Here is a 19,164-nt window from a genome sequence, read left to right as displayed (position 1 = left end):
GCGCGGGCGCGCGGACAGCGTCGGTTCTCTTCGCACTTCCCGACGCCGAGTCGCGCCCGCGCTGCTTCAATCGCGGGGATAGCTCATTGTGGGGACACGCTCTAACAGCCTTTCTTTTGTCGATATTTGCGCACTAGCTTTGGTTTTTGAGAAATGGAGAAGTTAAGTGGCCTTAGGGACGGTCAAGTGGTTCAACTCGACAAAGGGTTATGGATTTATACAGCCCGACAACGGCGGCAAGGACATCTTTGTTCACATCTCAGCAGTTGAGAAAGCTGGTTTCACTTCGCTGGCAGAGGGCGCGAAAGTTAGCTTCGACGTCGTGAACAATCGCGGAAAAGACTCGGCGGAAAATCTACGGATAGGTTGAGCCCGCTAGCATCCGGTCCAGCGGGTTCGGTGCGTTTTCACGTCCGGAAGATCAGTAAACGCCGCGTCGAGCTTGAACCTGTCCCAGATAGCGCGCGCCCCGACCCGATAAGGGCGGGGCATTCGACCATCGGCGACCATCTCGTCGAATTTGGTCGTCCCCACGCCGACGTAGCGGGCGGCCGCATCGCGATTCCGCCCACGCGGAGGATACGCGATCGGATCTGGTCGGAGCGTCAACGACTGCGGCCGTTCAGCGCCGGGAAAGGCACCATCTTTCCGCACTTGGACGTGTCAGCCATCTCGCTGAACGCTTCGGCAGACGATCCGTTGATGCGAATACTGAGTGTCTGGAGTCCTGTCATGCCGCCCTGTGAATTGCGGCCGTTGGCGTCGAGGCAAACACAATCGTCGTTGCCACTTGGACAAGGCGCGACGGCGCCTAGCGAAGCGTCGTGGATCGAATCCGGATCTTTGAACATTCGCGATTTCGCGGCTATCGCCGTCCAGAAACGCTTCATTTGAAATCCCCTTACCGCCGGCATCTAATCGGAACCACAAGGGCACGCAACTACAAATTATTCTGTGAAAACAATACATATGTTGATTGTCAACACGCCGAAGGCTCCGCGCGTGCTATCGGTCGACCATGATGACCGCCGAACCTCGCTTGATGACCGGACGCGAAGCCGCGGCGTACTGCAACGTGACGATAGCCACGTGGGCCGAGCACCTCGTCGAACATGAAGCGTGGATGCGCAACAGCCAGCGGGAGAAGCTGAACAACTGCGGCGACGCCTCTGGAATATCTGGAAAGACCTCAAGGGGACCGCGCTCCGCTCCAGACACGAAAAAGCAGCCCCGATGACCGATGACGACGCCCTGATCACCCTCGACGAAGCGGCCAAACTCATCCCTGGCGCCGACGCTGACACCTTGAAGCGGATGCATCGGGCCGGAAAGCTGGTCTGCTACCGGCCTGGAAAAAAGCTTCTAACAACCGCGGCGAATGTGCAGGAGGCGGTTCGGACCAACTACCGCGTGACGCCTGTACGGGCTCCGAAGATTGCGGGCCGTCCAGATGCCGCGGCAATGGAGCGATCGAAGGCCGCACTAGACCTGGCGTTGTCTCGCCTGCCGTCGAAACGCAAAAAGGCGGCACGAGCAAAAGCCCGGCCGCCCCACATGCCCGAAAAGTCCGACTAGTACGATGGGCGCTTTCGCAACTGGTCCCACCGCGCCTCAACGGTCCGCATGTCCATAATATAGTAGTGCCGATCACGCCGGCCGCGGCGAGCCGCGTGCCACTGAATCTCACTTTCGGTGTAGCCGAGCTTGGAGAGACTGTTGCGCAGTCGATCGGCGGCGGCGGCGCGGGCTTCGGCCCGGGTCATCTTGAAGCCGTACCGATGGGCCGCCGCAATGGATTCGCTGATGCCGGCCGGGCTGGCCTCTTTGGCGAAAGTCTGTACGGCCGCCTCGTATTGGCGGCGCTCCAACGCGAATTCCATGAAGGCGCCCGGGTTGGAAAAGTAAGCGCCGGGAAGAGTGTAGATGTGCGTGCTGCGGGCGGGCGTGAAGGTGGCGAGGTTAATCATGCTGCTCTCCTATTCGGCCGGGCTGTTGCCTCAGCGAGGGCCAGGCGCGATGTCCGCTCGGATTGGAACGCGGGGGATGGCGTTCTGTCGTCATCGCCGTCTGCTCGACGTCCGGTGCGGTTCGCGCGGGCGACCTGCTAGTCCGGCCAGACCCGTACTCGGATTCGTCCTGCCACGCTTGCAGGCGGCTGGTCCCCAATTACGTTTCCCGGTTGATGCGCGCAGTAGCCACTGGTGGCGCGGACGCAGCGGGAGACCGACGCGGTCGCGGAACTGCTGGCGAACATCTTCGAGGAAGACGCGACGCTGGCTCCGGTCGAGACACCGGTGGCATCGGCGGCGAGCGAGGCCTCCTTCGAGGGGTTGGACGGACCGCACACCGAGCTTGTCGAGCTTCTCGAGCGGAAGGGATCAGTCGCGAGAGCCGAATTCGATCAGCGTGCGCGCGCGATGAAACTCCTGCCGGACGGCGCCATCGAACGCATCAACGATTGGTCGTTCGAACGCTTCGAGGAATCGCTGCTCGAAGACGGGGACGAGATCGTCATGGTGCCGCATCTGCGGGAGCGACTGGTTCAACTGAGAGAGACGACGGCATGAGCAAAGCGCCAAAGACGATAAAGCCGAAGGAGCGGGACACCATCATCCAGGCGCTGAGCGCCGGCGTGGTCCCGCGCGTCGGACTTCCGCACATCCAGGTCGGCAGAGCCGCGGAGATCGGAGCGTTGGTTCGGGACGTCGACCGCATCGCGGACGGCGGCGCAGCCGTCAGATTCGTGATCGGCGACTACGGCGCCGGCAAGACGTTCTTTGCGAACCTCATCAGGCTGATCGCGCTGGAGCGGAGGTGCGTGACTGTGCACGCGGATCTGGGGCCCGATCGCCGCATCTACGCCAGTGGCGGTCAGGTGAGGGCGCTCTATTGCGAAGCCGTCCGGAACATGGCGACACGCACGAAGCCGGAGGGCGGCGCGTTGGCGGCGGTCGTCGAGCGGCTCGTCACCGACGCCGTCAAGGAAGCCGGAGAACGGCAGGTCCCGGTCGAAAAGGTGATCGACGAGAAGCTGGCTCCGATCCAGGAATTCGTCGGAGGGTACGATTTCGCGACGGTGCTCAAGGCCTACTGGCGCGGCAGCGAAGCGTCAAACGAGGAGCTCAAGCTCGCGGCCCTGCGTTGGCTGCGCGGAGAATTCTCGACCAAGACCGAGGCTAACAGATCCCTCGGCGTCAGGACCATAATCGACGACGACAGCGTGTACGATTCACTGAAGTCCCTCGCGTGCCTGACGAAGGTCGCAGGTTATGCGGGCCTGCTGGTGATGTTCGACGAGATGGTGAACATCTACAAGCTCCAGAATGCCCAGGCGCGCAAATCGAACTTCGAACAGATCCTCCGCATCGTGAACGACGCTCTGCAGGGAAACACCGCCAACATCGGCTTCCTCATGTGCGGCACACCCCAGTTTCTGATGGACACCCGGCGCGGCCTGTTCAGCTACGAGGCGCTGCAGTCGCGGCTCGCGGAGAACCAGTTCGCCACCAAAGGTCTCGTCGATCTCTCGGGCCCGGTGATAAACCTCCAGAGCCTGAGGCCGGAAGATCTTCTGATCCTTCTGTCCAATATCCGAACGGTGTTCGCTGCCGGGGACCCGACCAAATATCTGATTCCCGACGAGGCGCTTACCGCCTTCATGGCCCACTGCGATCGCCGCATCGGAGAGGCGTATTTCCGCACGCCGCGGACGACCGTGAAGGCCTTCGTGCAGATGCTTTCCGTGCTCGAGCAGAACCCGGGCACGAAGTGGCAGGACCTTGTTGGGCAGGTCGACGTACCCGCCGATCTGCAAGGCCAGCAGGAAGCGGTGCCCGAAGGCGGCGCTCAGCCCGGAGACGACGATGAACTCACCAGCTTCCGGCTCGGGACTTGAAGCCGCCTACCACCTGCTACATCCCAAGATCCGCCGCTGGATCCGCGATCAGGGCTGGGACGAGCTGCGCGAGATCCAGGCGCGCACGATCCTCGCCGTTCTCGAGGACGACCGCGACATCCTGATCTCCGCGACGACCGCGGCCGGCAAGACGGAAGCGGCGTTCCTCCCGATCCTGACGTCGATCGCAGAGCGCAGCGCTTCGGGCTTCTCGGTCCTGTACATCAGCCCGCTCAAGGCGCTCATCAACGACCAGTTCCGGCGGCTCGAGGGACTGTGCGAGAGCATGGAAATCCCCGTTGTGAAATGGCACGGGGATGCGCCGCAGGCCGAGAAGAAGAAGGCGATGAACAAGCCCGACGGGATCGCCCTCATCACCCCGGAATCGATCGAGGCGATGTTCGTCCGTCGTCCGGCCGACGCTAAACGGTTGCTGTCGGCCGCCGAGTTCATCGTTATCGACGAGCTTCATTCGTTTCTGCAGGGACCGCGTGGACTGCATGTGGCCAGCCTGCTGCGGCGGATGGACGCGATGGCGGCGCGTCCGGCCCGGCGCGTCGGGCTTTCCGCGACGATCGGCAACCTCGGCCAGGCCCGGGCGTGGCTGCGACCGAGAGATCCTACGAACGTCGAAGAGCTCGTGGCCAAGTCGGACGCTCCGGAATTGCGCCTTCAGGTCAGAGGCTACGTCGAGCCGCCGGATCTCGACGATCCGGATCACGCGGAAGGCGGCGGAACGGGTCCGGAGCAGCAGGAGCCGCGGCGGATCGCGCTTGACTCGATCTCCGATCATCTGTTCGAGATGCTGCGGGGGGAGAACAACCTCGTGTTCGGCGGTTCGCGGCGGACGGTGGAGTCGACCGCCGACCGCCTACGCAGGCGCTCGGAGAAGGCCGAGGTACCCAACGAGTTCTATCCGCATCACGGAAGTCTTTCGAAGGTGCTCTGCGAAGAGCTCGAAGATCGGCTGAAGGAGGGGAGACTGCCGACGACGGCGGTATGCACCTCGACCCTCGAGCTCGGCGTCGACATCGGCTCGGTCAAATCGGTCGCCCAGATCGGCGCGCCGCGCTCGCTCGCCTCGTTGAAGCAAAGGCTCGGCCGGACCGGTAGGCGACGCGGAACTCCTTCGGTCCTGCGCATCTACCTCCGCGAGCCGAACATCGACAACAAGTCCGGCATCCTCGATCGCTTGCGGCTCAACACCATCAGATCCGTCGCCGTGGTCAGGTTGTTGCTCGAAGGATTCGTGGAGGAGGCCCGCACTGCACCCGAGATCGCCTCGACGCTCATCCACCAGATGCTGAGTGTGATCATGGAACGCGGCGGCATCGGGCCGAAGCCTCTCTACGACCTGCTGTGCGGCCCGGGGCCGTTCGCCTCAATCTCCACCGCCGACTTCGCTTCGCTGCTCCGGCATCTCGGCAGCGAAGCCGTCCGCTTCATCGAGCAGGCGGGCGACGGAACGCTGATGCTTGGGCAGGAGGGCGAGAAGGTCGGCCAGTCCCGGAGCTTCTTCGCGGTGTTCGAATCGAACGAGGAGTGGCGGTTGACGACCGGCGGGCGCACGCTCGGAACGTTGCCGATCATGCATCCGGTCCACAAGGAAGGACTCGTCGTCTTCGCGGGCCAGCGCTGGATCGTGCAGGACCTCGACGAACAGACGATGACGCTGGTGGTCGCTCCGCATCCGGGTGGCGTCGTGCCACGTTTCGAGCCCGCGGCCGGCGAACCGGCTCACGACCGGCTGATCGCGGAGATGCGCAAGGTCTATCTCACCGACGACGTCCCACCCTATCTCGACGCCAGAGCCCGGGATCTCCTGGCGGAAGGTCGCGACATGTTCCGCGAGCTCGATCTGGAAAGTCGATCGCTGGTCGAAGAAGAGCGCGACACCCACATCTTTCTCTGGCGGGGATCTCAGGCGACCGCGGTCTTCAGCGCGGCGCTCGCGATGGCCGGGCTTCAATCGGGTGTGCACGAACTCGGCGTCACGGTCTCCAAGACCAAGGAGAGCGAACTGCGACCGATCCTCTCCAAGCTCGCCGAAATGCGAAACATCGATCCCCACGACGTCTCGGAGTTCGTGGCGAACATCAAGGTCGGAAAATTTAGGGAACAGGTCCCGGAAAATCTGGCACGATCGCTCTGGGCCAGACAGAACGGCGACAAGGTCACTGGAATCCCCGTCATGGCCGAAAGTCTGTAGCTGCGAACTGCCTTCGAAGGCTCGACGGCGGAGGAATGACGAGATGCATAAGACGGGCGACAAGCTCAACCTGAGCGCCGGCGATCTCGTCGGTCACCTGAATTGCCGGTACTTGACCGAGCTCGACCTCGCGGTGATACACGGAGGGCTGGCCAAGCCCCGGGTCTGGGACCCGGTGTTGGAGACGCTCGCGGACTGAAGGCGAACACGATCGACGGCGTAGGCATCGACGCGAGCGCCGTCGCGGTCACCACCGAAGCGATGGTTCGGGGCGATCCCGTCATCGTGCAGGCGGCTCTTCAAGGAAGCAATTGGAGCGGACGTGCCGACGTCCTCCTTCGTGTCGAGCGGCCGAGCAATCTCGGGCCCTGGTCATACGAAGTCACCGACACCAAGCTCGCCCGCGAGACGAAGGGCAATACCGTCCTCCAGATCTCGCTCTATTCCGATCTTCTCGGCAAAATGCAGGGACTGGCACCGGAGGCGGCGTTCGTCGTCACCCCCGGAACGGACTACGCGCCGGAACGATACCGCATCTCCGACTACGGCGCCTACACGTGAGAGGAAGCCGCGAGCGGGCGGTTTCGGATACCGAGGCCGAAAGCGCCTATCCGGAGCCGATCGAGCACTGCGATATCTGTCGCTGGCGGCGCTACTGCGACGAGAAGAGAAGGGCGGACGACCACATGTCGCTCGTCGCCGGCATCAGCAAGTCCCAGATCGGAGAGCTCGAGCGGCGCGGCGTCGGCACCACTGCCGCGCTGGCCGCGATGCCGATACCGATGAAGTGGAAGCCCGATCGAGGCGCTGCCAAGAGCTTCGAGAAGGTACGCGAGCAGGCGCGGATCCAAGTCGAGGGGAGGGACGCGGGGAAGACTCTGTACGAGACCCTTCCTCCGGTCGAGGGGTTCGGATTGTCGCGCCTCCCGGCGCCTTCGCCGGGCGACATCTTCTTCGACTTCGAAGGCGACCCGTTCGTGGACAATGGAGGTCTGGAGTTCCTGTTCGGCTACGTCTTCGCCGACGAAGACTGCGCGGACAGGTACGTGGGCGATTGGGCCTCCAATCGGCAGGAGGAGCGGGAGGCGTTCGAGCGCTTCGTCGATTTCGTGATCGAACGCCTGAAGAAGCATCCGGATCTTCATATCTACCGCTTCGCTCCCTACGAACCGGCCGCGCTGAAACGCCTGATGGGACGTTACGCGACGCGCGAGAACGAGGTCGACGACCTGCTGCGTGCGGAGATCTTTGTTGATCTGTACTCGGTCGTGCGTCACGCCGTCCGCGCCAGCGTCGAGAGCTATTCGATCAAGAAGCTCGAGCCGCTCTATGCGTTCACGAGGTCCGTCCCGCTGGACGAGGTCGGTGCGACCATGGCGCGGACCCAGGCGCGGCTCGAGATGGCCGACGGCGGAGGAGTTCCAGAAGAGGATAAGGCCGCCATCAGGGGCTACAACAAGGATGATTGTGCGTCCACCAAGGCACTTCGGAACTGGCTGGAGGAGGTGCGAGCGGATCTCATCGCGGGCGGTGCACAGATCGAGCGGCCGGCCCCGTCGGAAGCCGCGATCGTTGCCGAGCTCGACGATCGGCAGAAGAAGATCGCGGCGCTCGTCGTCCGCCTCACGGAAGGCGTGCCCGATGACGTCGCGGAACGGAGCGCCGAGCAGCAGGGACGATGGCTGCTGGCGCACATGTTGGACTGGCACGGGCGCGAGAAGAAATCAGTCTGGTGGGAATACTTCCGGCTGCGCGATCTGTCGGCGGAAGACCTCCTTCACGAGCGGGACGGCCTGGCGGATCTCGAATTCCTAGAGCCGTGCGGCGGGACGGCCAAAGCACCGGTGCATCGGTATCGGCTCGCGCTGCAGGACACCGACATCCGGGCGGACGACGAGCTCAGAAGCATCGGCGGCGAAAAGTTCGGACGGGTCGTGGCTATCTCCTTGGACAATCGTACCATCGACATCAAGAAGCGCGGCGACACGGCCGGGCTGCATCCCGAGGCGGTCTTCGCCCATAGTTTCGTCGATACCCAGGTGCTCGCGGACTCGCTGATGCGGATCGGCGAATACGTCGCGGACCACGGACTGCAAGGCGACGGCGACCACAGGGCGGCGCGGGACCTTCTGATGGCGCTCGTTCCGCGCCTCAGCAATGGGGGACTGCAGGTCGACGGCGAGCCCGTGGTCGCGGCCGCGACGCGCATAGCGGTCGATCTCGACGAGAGCGTCTTTCCCGTGCAGGGCCCTCCCGGCGCCGGAAAGACCTTCGCCGGAGCCCGCATGATCCTCGCGCTCGCGCGCGAGGGACGAACCATCGGGATTACGGCGAATTCGCACAAAGTGATCCGTCATCTCCTCGACGAAGTCGGAAAAGCATCAAGAGAACAAGGGTTTGCCGTCGAATGCATCCAGAAGCTCTCGGACAAGGAGGATGACCGGCCGGGTCTCAGGTTCACGACCGAGAACGGAGCATTCCTGGACTCCTTGAATTCGGACTGCAGGGTCGGCGGCGCGACGGCATGGTTCTGGGCGCGGCCCGACGCCGCGGAGAACGTGGACGTTCTGTTCGTTGATGAAGCGGCGCAGATGTCCCTCGCGAACGTTCTGGCCGTGTCACAGGCCGCGCGCAGCGTTGTCCTGCTCGGGGATCCGCGGCAGCTCGAGCTGCCGATCCAGGGTAGCCATCCCGACGGGGTGGACGTTTCAGCACTCGACCATATCCTCGGTACACATGCGATCCTTCCGCCGGAACGCGGCCTTTTTCTGCCGGAGACTTGGCGTCTGCACCCGAACATCTGCGCGTTCAACTCCGAGCTCTTCTACGAGGAACGCCTGCGATCGTGCGCCGGGCTCGAAAAGCAGGAGATTAGGTCGAAGAGCAGGGTCAGCGGGGCAGGGCTCAGATATCTGCGTGTGGAGCACGACGGCAATCAGAACTCATCCAAGGAGCAAGCCGAAGCGGTTCGGCTTCTTGTTTCGGAGATATTGGACGCCGACAGTACTTGGATCGATCTGAAGGGCGTGGAGCGACTTATCGGTCTCGACGATATTCTGATCGTCGCTCCCTACAATGCCCAGGTCTTCCAGGTGCAGGAGCTCATCCCCGGCGCGCACGTCGGTACGGTCGACAAGTTCCAAGGCCAAGAGGCGCCTATCGTCATCTATTCCATGACGACGTCGAGCCATTCCGACGCTCCACGAGGAATGGAATTCCTTTACAGCGCGAACCGCTTGAATGTCGCCACGTCCAGAGCGAGGTGTATCTGCATCATCGTTGCTTCGCCGCGATTATTTGACGCGGAGTGCCGCACCCCGAGGCAGGTGCAGCTCGCGAATGGCTTCTGCCGATATCTGGAAATGGCCACAAAACTTCAAGAGCGAAGTACGCCGTAAGGCGAGGCCGAAAGGCACCTTTCGTGGGCGAAAAGCACCTCAGCTCATTCCTTGGCTGCGTAAGCCATTGATATCACGGGAAATGCGAACGCCCTCCGAGCACACCATAAACCCACGCCTGCCTTTGAAGCCGCCGGCGACCGCAGCTCGCGATATCAATCACCCCGCGGGTGGCTCGAGTTATCGAACTCACCTCAGAAACAGACAGGGGATTTTTGAGACGCTTGGACGGCTCACGTTTTATTGTACTGCTTTACAACATGCGTCCAAGCTTGCCGGAGCTTGACGTGGATATGGGAGGACTGGCTTGAAATGGCCGCAGCTCATCTTCGCGATTTTTCGGGGCTGTTGAAGTGTCTTCTTTGTTGCGCTTTGTATCATCCGATCTGTCTCCAGCACGCTGCAACCAAGCGACGGCATTCGCGACAAGGAGCGACTATGACGGGTGGCCAATCAAAGAACGATGGACGAAGACCGCCTAGAAACGAATTGTCGCCTACGGGTCGCGATGCGAAAGTGGTCCCGTTTGGTGAGCGACTCAGCTGCACCGTCGAGGAAGCTTGCTTGGCAACCGGCTTGGGACGCACAAAGCTTTACGAGTTGATAGGATCTGGCCAACTTGTCACGACAACAATCGGACGCCGGCGCTTGGTGATGGTGCGATCACTTCTCGCACTTCTGGACACGACCATGTCGGCGTGACCAATCGCTTACTTTCGTCAGGGGCTCAGCTTCTGGGCTTGGGGTAGGAGAACGGGTTTCGCGTTCCAGAATGTGGCGCTAAAGCTTTAGCGGTCGCGTACCACGTCGCCGGCCTAAAACGCCGCAACGTTCATGCCCGTTTCCCCATAGGCACCACATTTCCGCCGCTCCTGAACACCAGCGGCACGACTGCCGCCCTCGCTAGCTCTTCCAGGGCTGTCGCAATGTATTTCGCGTAGTGCCGCTCGATCATTTTAACGGAGGTGTTGTGCATTTTGGCGACGTGCTGGATCGGTAAACCCTTCCGGAGACCGCGCACAATGCTCGAATGCCGCAAAGCGTAGGGAATAACGTCAGGCATGACGGCGCGTTCGCGAATAGCGCCCCAGGGGCGCGTAAGTTCAGCTCTTTTCCATGGGCCGCGTTTGGATCTTTTCCATTCAATGCCGTTCGGCGCCTGCTCGTGGATCCAGCGCTCAAATAACGTCGCATCGCTCGGCCGTCCGACGATCGCGGGCAAAAGCGTCTCAATGACATCGTCACCTACCGGCACGGGGACTGAGCCGCCATTGCCGCCACGACCCTTGTACGAGCCTGGCACCATTAGACGCCGCTCAGGGGCCTGTAGGTCGCCCACACGCAGACGCCTGACCTGGGCATACCGCGCGCCGGTCGCCGCTAGACACACGACGATCTGATACAGATCGCCGTCGAATTCCTGCTCCCTGTCAACTTCCAACGCGGCTTGAAGTATTTCAGCGACCTGCTGATCCGTGAGGATCTGGTTGTCTCGAGCAACCGATGTCTCATCATCGTCATCGATCCGCTCGGCTTTGAAGCCGGCTTTCACGTCGGTGAGGAACGTGGGATTTAGCTTCTTTCGATCCGCGGAAAGCCGGGCCCAAGAGGCGTTGAGAGCGGCCTTCAGGTCATTCATAAGCCGCTGCTTTGTCGTGACCTTAAGTCCCTTCGGCAAGCCCTCACGCCACGTCAGCATGTCATCTTCCTTCAGCGCGTGCAGATGTACCGCCGCGAGAGGTGCAGCTTCGATGGCTCGCTGGTTGCCGCGCTTGTCTTGGCCGAGAACGTAGCGCCGCAGTTTGTTGGCGGCATCGGACCGCACGTCGCGACCTGTTCGCCGCCTTTCTCGAGCGTCGCGCTCCTCGATGTAGGCCTCAACGGCTGATCGCACGGTAGGGGCAGGCCCCGCTGCCTGCGCCGCGGCTTCTGCCCTGGCCCGAGCGACGGCGTCTCCGGCAGTCTTGTTGGCCTGCTGGAAGGTCAGAACGCCAACGGCCGTTTTGTCGTTGACATCGTTGGCGGTGCCAATAGGGGCCTGCTTGTAGCTGGCACCTTCATGGTGGTTGCGCCAACGGACTAACCAAACGCCGCTTTGTCTTCCCTTGCGATAGCCCAGGTGCGCTTCCGCATCGAGGCGGCGCCAATGCACGCCAGGTTCCAGCCTAGAGCGTGCCTTTGCCGTCGTGATTTGAGCCTCTATGAGCGCCTTCGACATTTCATCTACCGCATTGCCACAAGTCGAATATCCGTCGAATATCTGTCAAATATGCATCGTCGTGCAGTGGCGGACAATAGTGAAGTACGATCCACAAGTCATTGATTTTGTTGAACGTGAGCGAACAGAAGCGGACTGGTGTAAGCGCTTTATTTGGCCCTCTCAAGGCTGAAACAGGGGTTCGATTCCCCTAGGGAGCGCCAGCGGCTTTCAAAAAGCGCTGTGATTTCCAGTTGGTTGCGGCCAACTCAACGCTGCAGATTTCGCAAGGATTGGACCGTCGCCGGCAAGCGCGACGCTCGCCGGCGATGTTCGGATGGCCTACCGATCCTGGCGTCACTGCCGGATCAGCCTCACCACATCCTGCCTCAGCAGATAGAACGACACCGCCAGCAGAACCACGTCCTTCATCAGGAAGGGCACGTTGCCCGTCATCGCGGGGAAGCCTCCGGCTGCGACGTCCCAGCCGTCCGGCATGAAGGGAATGATCGTGACCGTGGCGATGAAGGTGCCGGTCGAGCCCAGCGCGCCGAGAATGCCGAGCGGCCTGTTCCAGAAGCCGGCGAACAGCAGTGTCCCGAAGGTCCACTCGGAGACGCCGAGGAAGTAGCTGGCGCCGGCGTGGCCGAAGACGGGATAGAGCCACCAGATCAGCGGCCCGTTGCTGATGAACGGGACCAGCCTTTCGAACTCGTACGGAAACCACTTCTGGTAGCCGAAGAAGAGAAACATGATCACCATCGACGCTCGCACGACGTGGTAGTCGAGGTCCTCCGCGAGCAGGCCGGACTTCTGCAGCGCGCGGACAAGCGGATTGTGTGTGGTGCTGGCAATTGCGCTCATGGTCGTGATCCTTTCATGCAAGATCTGACAGGCGGTCGCTTCACGCGATCGCGGGGAAGTCGATCTCGGTGTCGTTGATGCGGTTGAAGACGTTGGTGAAGACCGTGGTCGCGAAGGCCAGGCTGATCTCGACGAGCTGCGCGTCGGTGTAGCCGGCAGCCTTGATCGCGGCGAAATCCGCGTCGCTGACGGTGCCGCTTGACCGCGCGAGCTTGCGGACGAAGCGGATCAGCGCATCGCGCTTGTCGTCGCCGGTCGGCTGGTCTTCCCGGATCTGCTTCAACTGCTCGGGCTTCAGGCCCGCGAGCTTGCCGAGCAGGCTGTGCGCGGCCACGCAGTAGTCGCAACCGGCGACCCCGGAGATGACGAGCTTGATGGCTTCCTGGTCACGCTTGGAGAGCGAGCCCGAAGCGAGCACGCTGTCGGCGAGCAGGATGGCCTTGAGCGCGTCCGGTCCATGGGCGCCGATCGCGGCGAAGGTATTCGGCACGCTGCCGATCGCCTTCTTGATCTGGCCATAGACCTCGGCGGTCGCGCCGGTTGCGGAGTCGAAGCTGGGAACGGAAAGACGGGACATTGTTGGCACTCCTTGGTTCGGGTGGTGAACGATTGCGGAGTGACAATAGGATCGAGGCTTGATACTATTAATACCGATATTTCTCGATTATATGCTCAATCGTCTCATCTCGAGCTCTAGGGAGAACCGCCGTGGATTGGTTGAGCCGGTTGTTCGAGATGATGCCGGTGCGCGGGCGCCTCGATCTGCGCTGCTCCTACGGCACGCCCTGGCGCATCGACCAGGGACCGGGTGCGTCCAACGAAATCCCCTATCACGCCGTGCTTGCCGGCTCGGCGATGCTGGACGATCCGGCGGGAGGGCGACCACTGCAGCTCAAAGCCGGTGACATCCTGCTGCTTCCCGCCAATCCCCGTCACGTCATGCACGACGGCAGCGGGGCCGCGCCGCTACCGGCGCAGAACCGCGCGGTTCTCAATTTCACCATCAGCGAAAATCCCGGCGCGGGCGAACGGCTCGATCTGTTGTGCGGACATTTCGCCATCGCGCCGCCGCACGACCGTCTCCTGCGCAGCTATCTGCCGCCGCGCCTCGTCGTGCATGCGGGTGACGATGCCGGCGACGACGACACGGCAAGGCAGCTCGCCGGGCTCGTTGCGCTGATGCGCGGCGAGTCCACGGGCGATCGTCTTGGCGGCCGCGCGATGCTGAACGCGCTCTCGAGCGCGATGTTCGCGCTGGTCTTGCGGCTCGCCAGCCTTACCGGCGATGCGCCGCGCGGTCTGCTCGCGCTCGCCGGTCATCCGCGCCTCGCCCCGGCGATGGCTGCTCTTTTCAACGAGCCGGCGCGTGCATGGTCGTTGCCCGAGCTGGCGCGTCTGTGCGGCATGTCGCGCGCGACGCTCGCGCGGCAATTCCAGGAGAAGCTCGGCCACTCGGCCGCGGATCTCCTCACCGATATAAGGATGGCGCGCGCGGCGAACGAGCTGAGGGCATCATCGCTTTCGACCGGCGCCGTCGCGGAAGCTGTCGGCTATCAATCCGAAGCGGCGTTCCAGCGCGCCTTCAAGAGCCACATGGGCATGACGCCGGCACAATGGCGAAAGGCCGAGGCCGCCACGGCGAGACCGTCGGGGGATGTGTCCGGCTGATGTCGTGCGGCCGCTCGCTCACGCCGTCGTGCCGTCGATCGAGCGGCGGATCACTCGCTGCACTTCCGCGTTCGACAGAAACAGATCGTGGTTGATGATGCCCCAGCCTTCCTGCGAGGCATCGACCACGCGCACACCGAGCCGCGCGATGGCGGCTTTCTCGGCCGCGCCGACGCGGGTCATGCCGCCTGCGATCTGGCCGGACAGCGCGAGGGCACGATCGTTGGTCGCGGCGATCACGGTGATCTTGCCGGCGAGCGGGCCGATGCGCTGGATCGCCGACGAGAACACGTCCATGTCGATATCGGGGGCGGCAAACACGACCGCGCCGATCCTGCCCGTGACCGTGTCGCCGTATCGCGCGTAAAGCTGACGCAGGCTTTCGAGCGTCAGCATGGTTCCCATGCTGTGCGCGACGATGTTGACGCGGCCGCCGCTTGGCGCCGACACCAGCGCAGAGAGCACGCGCTCGAAATCGTCGCGAGACCACATCGCGCTGTCGCGGTCATAGGCATAGTCGAAAAATCCCGCCTTGGAGGGCCAGGAGAACACCATGGTCCGGCCGCGGAACCTGATCCCGTCGGAAAGATGGGCGGCATCCAGCACCGCCGTCTCGAATGTCTGCTTGAAGCCGTGCACGTAGATCAGCACGTCGCCTGCGCCGGCCTGCGCGGCGAGATCGCCGGCGTCAGCCGACACCGGTTCGATCCGGTCAAGACGCCAATCGCCGAGGCCGACCGAGGCGAGAGAAAGACGGCTCTCGTCCGGAGCCACCAGCCTCGCCCGCGCGACCGTCATGCTCGTCGCGCGCTCCGGCCCGAACCAGGGTTTGGTGCGGCCGCCGCCCACGGGCTTGCGCGTGGTGGTAACGAGCACTGTGGGATCGGCGGAGAGCGACGAGGCGTCGTAGCGCGCGCCGGTCGCACCCAGACCGGTGCATCCGCCGAGCGCAAGGGCGCTTCCTGCCGACACAAATCCGCCGAGCAGCGCGCGGCGCGAAACAGAATGACGGGAGTCGGATTGCTGAAGACGTCGGACGACCAAAGGGAACCCCGGGGAACTTGCCCACCGTAACGCCGCCCCGCTGTCTCCCTGAATGACAATGGGGGCGAGAAGACGGCGGCGGCTTTGTCAGTTCCCGGAACCTGCGGCGATCCTGCGTCTGCTTCAGCGGCGCAGATAGCGCCAGCCGACGACGACACCGCTCACCGAGACAATGGTGCCCAGGATCGACAGCAGCCAGACCACGATGTCCCAGGCCGGGCGATACATCAGCAGAAGGCGGAAATCGAAACTGTGCAGTGCGTTGAACAGCCAGCGATACGTGCGATGGCTGGTGTCGATGCGGCCGAGGATGTCGCCCGTGACCGGGCTGATGTGGAACCATGTTTTCGCGTCGTCATCGAACGCTGCGCGCAGCACCGGCAATTCGCGGTCGTGATGATGAGCATACCAGTAGGAGTCGTAGTCTGCGACGATCGACCGCTCCGTCAGGCGGGCGTGCGGTAGCAGCTTTGTTGCGGCGGTCCAAAGACGATCCTGCGGGAGTGCCGTCATTTGGCCGGACGTCACATCCAGTAGCCTATGCGTGCCATCGCGCGATGCGACGATCATCATCGGGCTGCCATCGAGCCATACGAAGCGCGCTTCGACCGCCGCGTCTTGTGGCGCCGGCAGCCTTGTCGCAATGGTCGGTGCCTCATGGCCGGCATAGCGCTGCAGCACGGCGTGCGGCGTGTTGCGGCTTGCGAAATAGTCGCCGGGATTGAGCGAAAGCCAGCCGGAGAACATCCAGGTCAGCACGAAGATGCCCGCGATCAGGCCGGCGACATGGTGCCATGCCATCCAGCCGCGATACGGCGTGATGCTGCCGCTCGCATAGCGCCGCTTCAGCCGTACGCGCAGGATGCCGACCCAGATGCCGGTGGCGCCGGTGATCAGGCAGATGCCCGAGATCCAAAGCACCACCAGCCGCCACGATGGCCCATCCTTGCGCAACACGGTCGGATAGATCCAGTGCGGAATCGAGCCGAGCCAATTCCAGACGCGCTCGGTGCGGTTGGTGTCGAGCACGATCTCGCCGGAGCGCGAGGAAACGTAGACCTTGGTACCGGCACGGTCGCCGAGCCCGATGAGGTAGAGCGGCCGCAGCGGATCGTAACGCGCCGTCACGCTCCATTGGTCGCGATCGACGATGTCCTCGAGCTCAGGTGTCTTGCTCGCGGGGTGATATTGCGCGATCGCCAGCGCCTGTTGTTCGGAGACGTCGGTGATGGCACGGCCATCGGCGGCAGAGATCGCCTGCCGGGAGCCGTCCCACCCCGTCATGCGATAGACGGGCTCATCGGCCAGCATCGAAAGACGGAGATCGCGCGGATAGCGCGTGACGCCGGCCTTCTTCATGGCGTCGTCCGGCGACAACGCCACCTTCTCCCATTGGATGTCGGGAAGCGCTGCCAGCCTTTCCTTGTTGGAAAGGCCGGGGAACGCGACATACATCATCACCACGCCCGAGATGAACCACATCGCAAAGAACAGGCAGGTGGCGATGCCGATCCAGCGGTGGCCGATATACAGCCACCGCCGGAGCGTGCGTTTCAGGGTACGTGACACGCTCAGAACTTCACGTTGACGGCGAGCTGGGCCGTGCGGGGCATTCCGAGCAGCCATTGCGTGGTGCCGCCGGACGTCGTGTAAACCTCGTCGAAGAGATTGTAGACGCGGAACGACACCGTGGTGTTGGGATCGGGCTTCCACTGCACGCCGGCATTGACGATGTTGTAGGCCGGGCGCGTCACCGTGTTGGCGTTGTCCGCAAAGGTCTTGCCGACGATCTGGACGCCCGCATTGGCCGACCAGTTCGGCGCAAAGGCCCAGGTCGCCCAGATGTTGGAGACGGTCTGCGGCACGTTGACGGGCACGTTGCCGGCGTAGTTCACGCTTCCGCCGCCGACCGCCTGTACGAAGTCGTCGTACTTCGCGCGAAGGAAGGCGGTGTTGGCGTCGATGCGCCAGCCGTAGTCGAAGAGGAAGCCGACCGATGCTTCGACACCACGCGACGATTGCTGGCCGACCTGGACGGTGAGCGATGGAATGTTGGGATCACGTGCCAGCAGATTGTTCTTCACGATCTCATAGCCGGCCAGGGTCCATTCGCCGCGGCCGCCCCAGAACGATTGCTTGACGCCGATTTCGATCTGTCTGCCGGTCGCGAGATCGAAGTTCTTGTTTGCGGAGGACAGTGAGATGAGCCCTCCGACCGGATCGACGGCGGTGGCGTACTGGCCGTAGAAGGCGAGGTCCTTGATCGGCGTATAGACCGCACCGGCGCGCCAGGTCGTCGAGGAGAACGACTTCTCGAAGCTGCCGGCGGGCGCGACATAGTCGGTGCGCGTGATGGTCGGTTCGTCCTGGCGGACGCCGGCGATCAATGACAATTGCTCGGTGACCGACAGCCTGTTCTCGGCAAACAGCGCGTACTGGTTGGTCACGCTGCCGAAGCCGGGAACGGTGGCGTTCGGGCTGCTGAACACGCCCGGAACGAAGCTGATGGGATTGACGGACGACGCGCCGCTGTAGGGCGAATTGTTGGTGTGGGTGAAATTGATGCTGTTGACGTCGAAGCCCGCCAGGAACTCATTGGCCATGCCAAACACATGCCCGCTGAATTTCGCATCCATGCGATTGCCGACCTGCTGCTGATCGTGAAAGATCTCGATATAGCTGCTGCGGTTGATCAGGCCGGTGGCGGGGTTATAGGCGTAGCTTTCGACGTCCTTCCAGTGTCGCTTGGAATTCAAATAGTAGAGCGTGTTCTGGATCGAGATTCCATCGGCGACCTGCCATTCGGTCTTCACCTGATTCCAGCTGTCCTGGTATCGGATATGGCTGTCGCTGAAATTGTAGTTCTTGAAACGCAGGGCGTCGTCGATCCTGCCGTTGATCAGCGGCGTGCCGAAGTAGCGCGACGGGTTGCGGTCACCGTAGTCCGTGGACAGCGTCCAGGTGATGTCTTCGGTCTGCTTGATCTGGACGACGGCGTGAAGCGCGACATTCGAGGTGTTGTCGCGATCGACCCATCCGTCGGACATGTTGCCGGTGGCGGTGATCCGGTAGGCGACGTCCTTGCTGACCGGGCCCCCGCTGTCCACCGCGATGCGCCGGGTCATGTTGCTGTCCAGCGAGATCTCGGCCTGATTGCGAGGGACCCACGACGGCAGTTTCGAAACCACGTTGATGGCGCCGCCGACTGCGCCCGCGCCGTACAACACCGACGCGGGGCCGCGCAGCACCTCGATGCGCTCCGTCGACCAGGTGTCGAACGGAAAGGTCACCGTTCCGGCGCCGATATAGAGCTGGGTGCCGTCATAGAGCGTCATGACGGAGCCAAGGCCCGTGAAGCCGCGGGTATTGAACGAGACGCCGCCATTGCCTGGCGCCGGGCTTGCAGTGAAGCCGGTCGCATTCTGCGTCACGGCGTCTAGGATGTTCTGCTGGCCGCGTTCGGCGATCGTTTCGGCGGAGATCACCTCCACGCTGGCCGGGGTCTGCAGGCGCGTCAGGCCGAGGCGGCTGCCGGCCGTGCTCGCGCCGGTGAGATTGAGCGTCGGTGCGGCGAAGGCAGGACCGCTCGGCCCTGCAGCCGGTGCGCTGTTGGTGGACGCGACGTAGCGCTGCTGGCGTGAACGCGCCGCGTTTGCGGCAGTGTTTCGCCCGCTGCTGCGGGCACTCGACGGCCTCGCCGGTGGCTGCACCACCACCGGGTCGAGCGCCTGCGCTGGCTTTTCGGACTGTGCCCAGCCATCGGTCGACAGCACGAGGCAGGAGAATGCAACTGAACGGAAAAGCGCACGGCGACGCCGTGATGCGAAGATGGGACGGGAGGTCATCAATGGACTCGCGATAACGTGGCACGTCACCGCGAACGCAGTTT

General features: G+C 63.0%; 19 protein-coding genes and 1 tRNA gene. 11 read left to right on the top strand and 9 right to left on the bottom strand.

The genetic code is table 11. From position 1 onward, the window contains the following. Positions 1 to 166: 166 nt before the first annotated feature. Positions 167 to 370: a cold-shock protein gene (locus A7X65_RS41120; protein WP_082885176.1), complete on the top strand. Its 204-nt coding sequence runs from the start codon at positions 167 to 169 to the stop codon at positions 368 to 370. A 5-nt stretch (positions 371 to 375) separates the two neighbouring features. Here A7X65_RS41120 and A7X65_RS43420 read toward each other — a convergent pair whose 3' ends face one another. Then, complete coding sequence (locus tag A7X65_RS43420; protein WP_082885175.1) at positions 376 to 609, bottom strand: helix-turn-helix transcriptional regulator; 234 nt, start codon at positions 607 to 609, stop codon at positions 376 to 378. Then, positions 606 to 890, bottom strand: a complete 285-nt coding sequence (locus A7X65_RS42270; RefSeq protein WP_145669813.1) for a hypothetical protein — start codon at positions 888 to 890, stop codon at positions 606 to 608. Before A7X65_RS42270 ends, A7X65_RS43420 begins: the two co-directional genes overlap by 4 nt. A 343-nt stretch (positions 891 to 1,233) precedes the next feature. On the opposite strand from A7X65_RS42270, the gene A7X65_RS35010 reads away from it, so the two are divergent. After that, positions 1,234 to 1,575: a hypothetical protein gene (locus tag A7X65_RS35010; protein ID WP_063693965.1), complete on the top strand. Its 342-nt coding sequence runs from the start codon at positions 1,234 to 1,236 to the stop codon at positions 1,573 to 1,575. On the opposite strand, the gene A7X65_RS35005 is transcribed toward A7X65_RS35010, so the two are convergent. Next, positions 1,572 to 1,967, bottom strand: a complete 396-nt coding sequence (locus tag A7X65_RS35005; RefSeq protein ID WP_063693964.1) for a hypothetical protein — start codon at positions 1,965 to 1,967, stop codon at positions 1,572 to 1,574. The genes A7X65_RS35010 and A7X65_RS35005 overlap by 4 nt on opposite strands. A gap of 234 nt (positions 1,968 to 2,201) precedes the next feature. On the opposite strand from A7X65_RS35005, the gene A7X65_RS35000 reads away from it, so the two are divergent. From A7X65_RS35000 to A7X65_RS43990, 7 genes are all read left to right on the top strand, one after another. Beyond that, entirely contained in the window at positions 2,202 to 2,567 is a 366-nt protein-coding gene (locus A7X65_RS35000) for a tellurite resistance TerB C-terminal domain-containing protein (RefSeq protein WP_063693963.1), read from the top strand. Continuing rightward, a complete protein-coding gene (locus A7X65_RS34995; RefSeq protein ID WP_063693962.1) occupies positions 2,564 to 3,895 on the top strand; it encodes an ATP-binding protein in 1,332 nt (443 codons plus the stop codon). Before A7X65_RS35000 ends, A7X65_RS34995 begins: the two co-directional genes overlap by 4 nt. Next, a complete protein-coding gene (locus A7X65_RS34990) occupies positions 3,864 to 6,104 on the top strand; it encodes a DEAD/DEAH box helicase (RefSeq protein ID WP_063693961.1) in 2,241 nt (746 codons plus the stop codon). The genes A7X65_RS34995 and A7X65_RS34990 overlap by 32 nt, the downstream gene beginning before the upstream one ends. Positions 6,105 to 6,147: 43 nt before the next feature. Next, the gene (locus A7X65_RS43415; RefSeq protein WP_245324036.1) at positions 6,148 to 6,303 is read left to right on the top strand and encodes a hypothetical protein; all 156 of its coding nucleotides are present in this window, start codon (positions 6,148 to 6,150) and stop codon (positions 6,301 to 6,303) included. Between the two features lie 62 nt (positions 6,304 to 6,365). Continuing rightward, positions 6,366 to 6,665 carry a hypothetical protein gene (locus A7X65_RS43410; RefSeq protein ID WP_245324035.1) on the top strand — a complete coding sequence of 100 codons (300 nt, stop codon included), beginning with the start codon at positions 6,366 to 6,368 and terminating at the stop codon, positions 6,663 to 6,665. Next, positions 6,662 to 9,502, top strand: coding sequence for a TM0106 family RecB-like putative nuclease (locus tag A7X65_RS34985; protein WP_245324034.1), 2,841 nt, complete (start codon positions 6,662 to 6,664; stop codon positions 9,500 to 9,502). Before A7X65_RS43410 ends, A7X65_RS34985 begins: the two co-directional genes overlap by 4 nt. A 312-nt stretch (positions 9,503 to 9,814) precedes the next feature. Further along, positions 9,815 to 10,204 (top strand): helix-turn-helix domain-containing protein, encoded by a 390-nt coding sequence (locus tag A7X65_RS43990; protein ID WP_488230389.1) that lies wholly within the window; start codon positions 9,815 to 9,817, stop codon positions 10,202 to 10,204. Positions 10,205 to 10,334: 130 nt separating this feature from the next. Here A7X65_RS43990 and A7X65_RS34980 read toward each other — a convergent pair whose 3' ends face one another. Continuing rightward, on the bottom strand, positions 10,335 to 11,720 hold the full coding sequence (locus A7X65_RS34980) for a tyrosine-type recombinase/integrase (RefSeq protein ID WP_063693960.1): 1,386 nt from the start codon (positions 11,718 to 11,720) through the stop codon (positions 10,335 to 10,337). 129 nt (positions 11,721 to 11,849) lie between these two features. On the opposite strand from A7X65_RS34980, the gene A7X65_RS42265 reads away from it, so the two are divergent. Continuing rightward, positions 11,850 to 11,923 (top strand) — tRNA-Glu (locus A7X65_RS42265). Between the two features lie 133 nt (positions 11,924 to 12,056). Here A7X65_RS42265 and A7X65_RS34975 read toward each other — a convergent pair. Further along, complete coding sequence (locus A7X65_RS34975; RefSeq protein ID WP_063693959.1) at positions 12,057 to 12,563, bottom strand: YkgB family protein; 507 nt, start codon at positions 12,561 to 12,563, stop codon at positions 12,057 to 12,059. Between the two features lie 40 nt (positions 12,564 to 12,603). Next, positions 12,604 to 13,140, bottom strand: a complete 537-nt coding sequence (locus tag A7X65_RS34970; protein WP_063693958.1) for a carboxymuconolactone decarboxylase family protein — start codon at positions 13,138 to 13,140, stop codon at positions 12,604 to 12,606. A 131-nt stretch (positions 13,141 to 13,271) separates the two neighbouring features. Between A7X65_RS34970 and A7X65_RS34965 the strand changes: the two genes are divergently transcribed. Continuing rightward, complete coding sequence (locus tag A7X65_RS34965) at positions 13,272 to 14,231, top strand: AraC family transcriptional regulator (protein ID WP_082885173.1); 960 nt, start codon at positions 13,272 to 13,274, stop codon at positions 14,229 to 14,231. An 18-nt stretch (positions 14,232 to 14,249) separates the two neighbouring features. On the opposite strand, the gene A7X65_RS34960 is transcribed toward A7X65_RS34965, so the two are convergent. The 3 genes from A7X65_RS34960 to A7X65_RS34950 all read right to left on the bottom strand — a co-directional run bounded on the left by A7X65_RS34960 (position 14,250) and on the right by A7X65_RS34950 (position 19,120). Next, entirely contained in the window at positions 14,250 to 15,203 is a 954-nt protein-coding gene (locus tag A7X65_RS34960) for an alpha/beta hydrolase (protein ID WP_063694289.1), read from the bottom strand. Positions 15,204 to 15,398: 195 nt separating this feature from the next. Further along, positions 15,399 to 16,844: a PepSY domain-containing protein gene (locus tag A7X65_RS34955; protein WP_063693957.1), complete on the bottom strand. Its 1,446-nt coding sequence runs from the start codon at positions 16,842 to 16,844 to the stop codon at positions 15,399 to 15,401. Positions 16,845 to 16,846: 2 nt separating this feature from the next. After that, positions 16,847 to 19,120 carry a TonB-dependent receptor gene (locus A7X65_RS34950; protein ID WP_063693956.1) on the bottom strand — a complete coding sequence of 758 codons (2,274 nt, stop codon included), beginning with the start codon at positions 19,118 to 19,120 and terminating at the stop codon, positions 16,847 to 16,849. Positions 19,121 to 19,164 lie beyond the last annotated feature (44 nt).

The organism is Bradyrhizobium stylosanthis (assembly GCF_001641335.1).
Lineage (GTDB): Bacteria > Pseudomonadota > Alphaproteobacteria > Rhizobiales > Xanthobacteraceae > Bradyrhizobium > Bradyrhizobium stylosanthis.
Note: the sequence above shows the minus strand (reverse complement) of the source record. Positions and strands in the feature narration are given on the sequence as shown.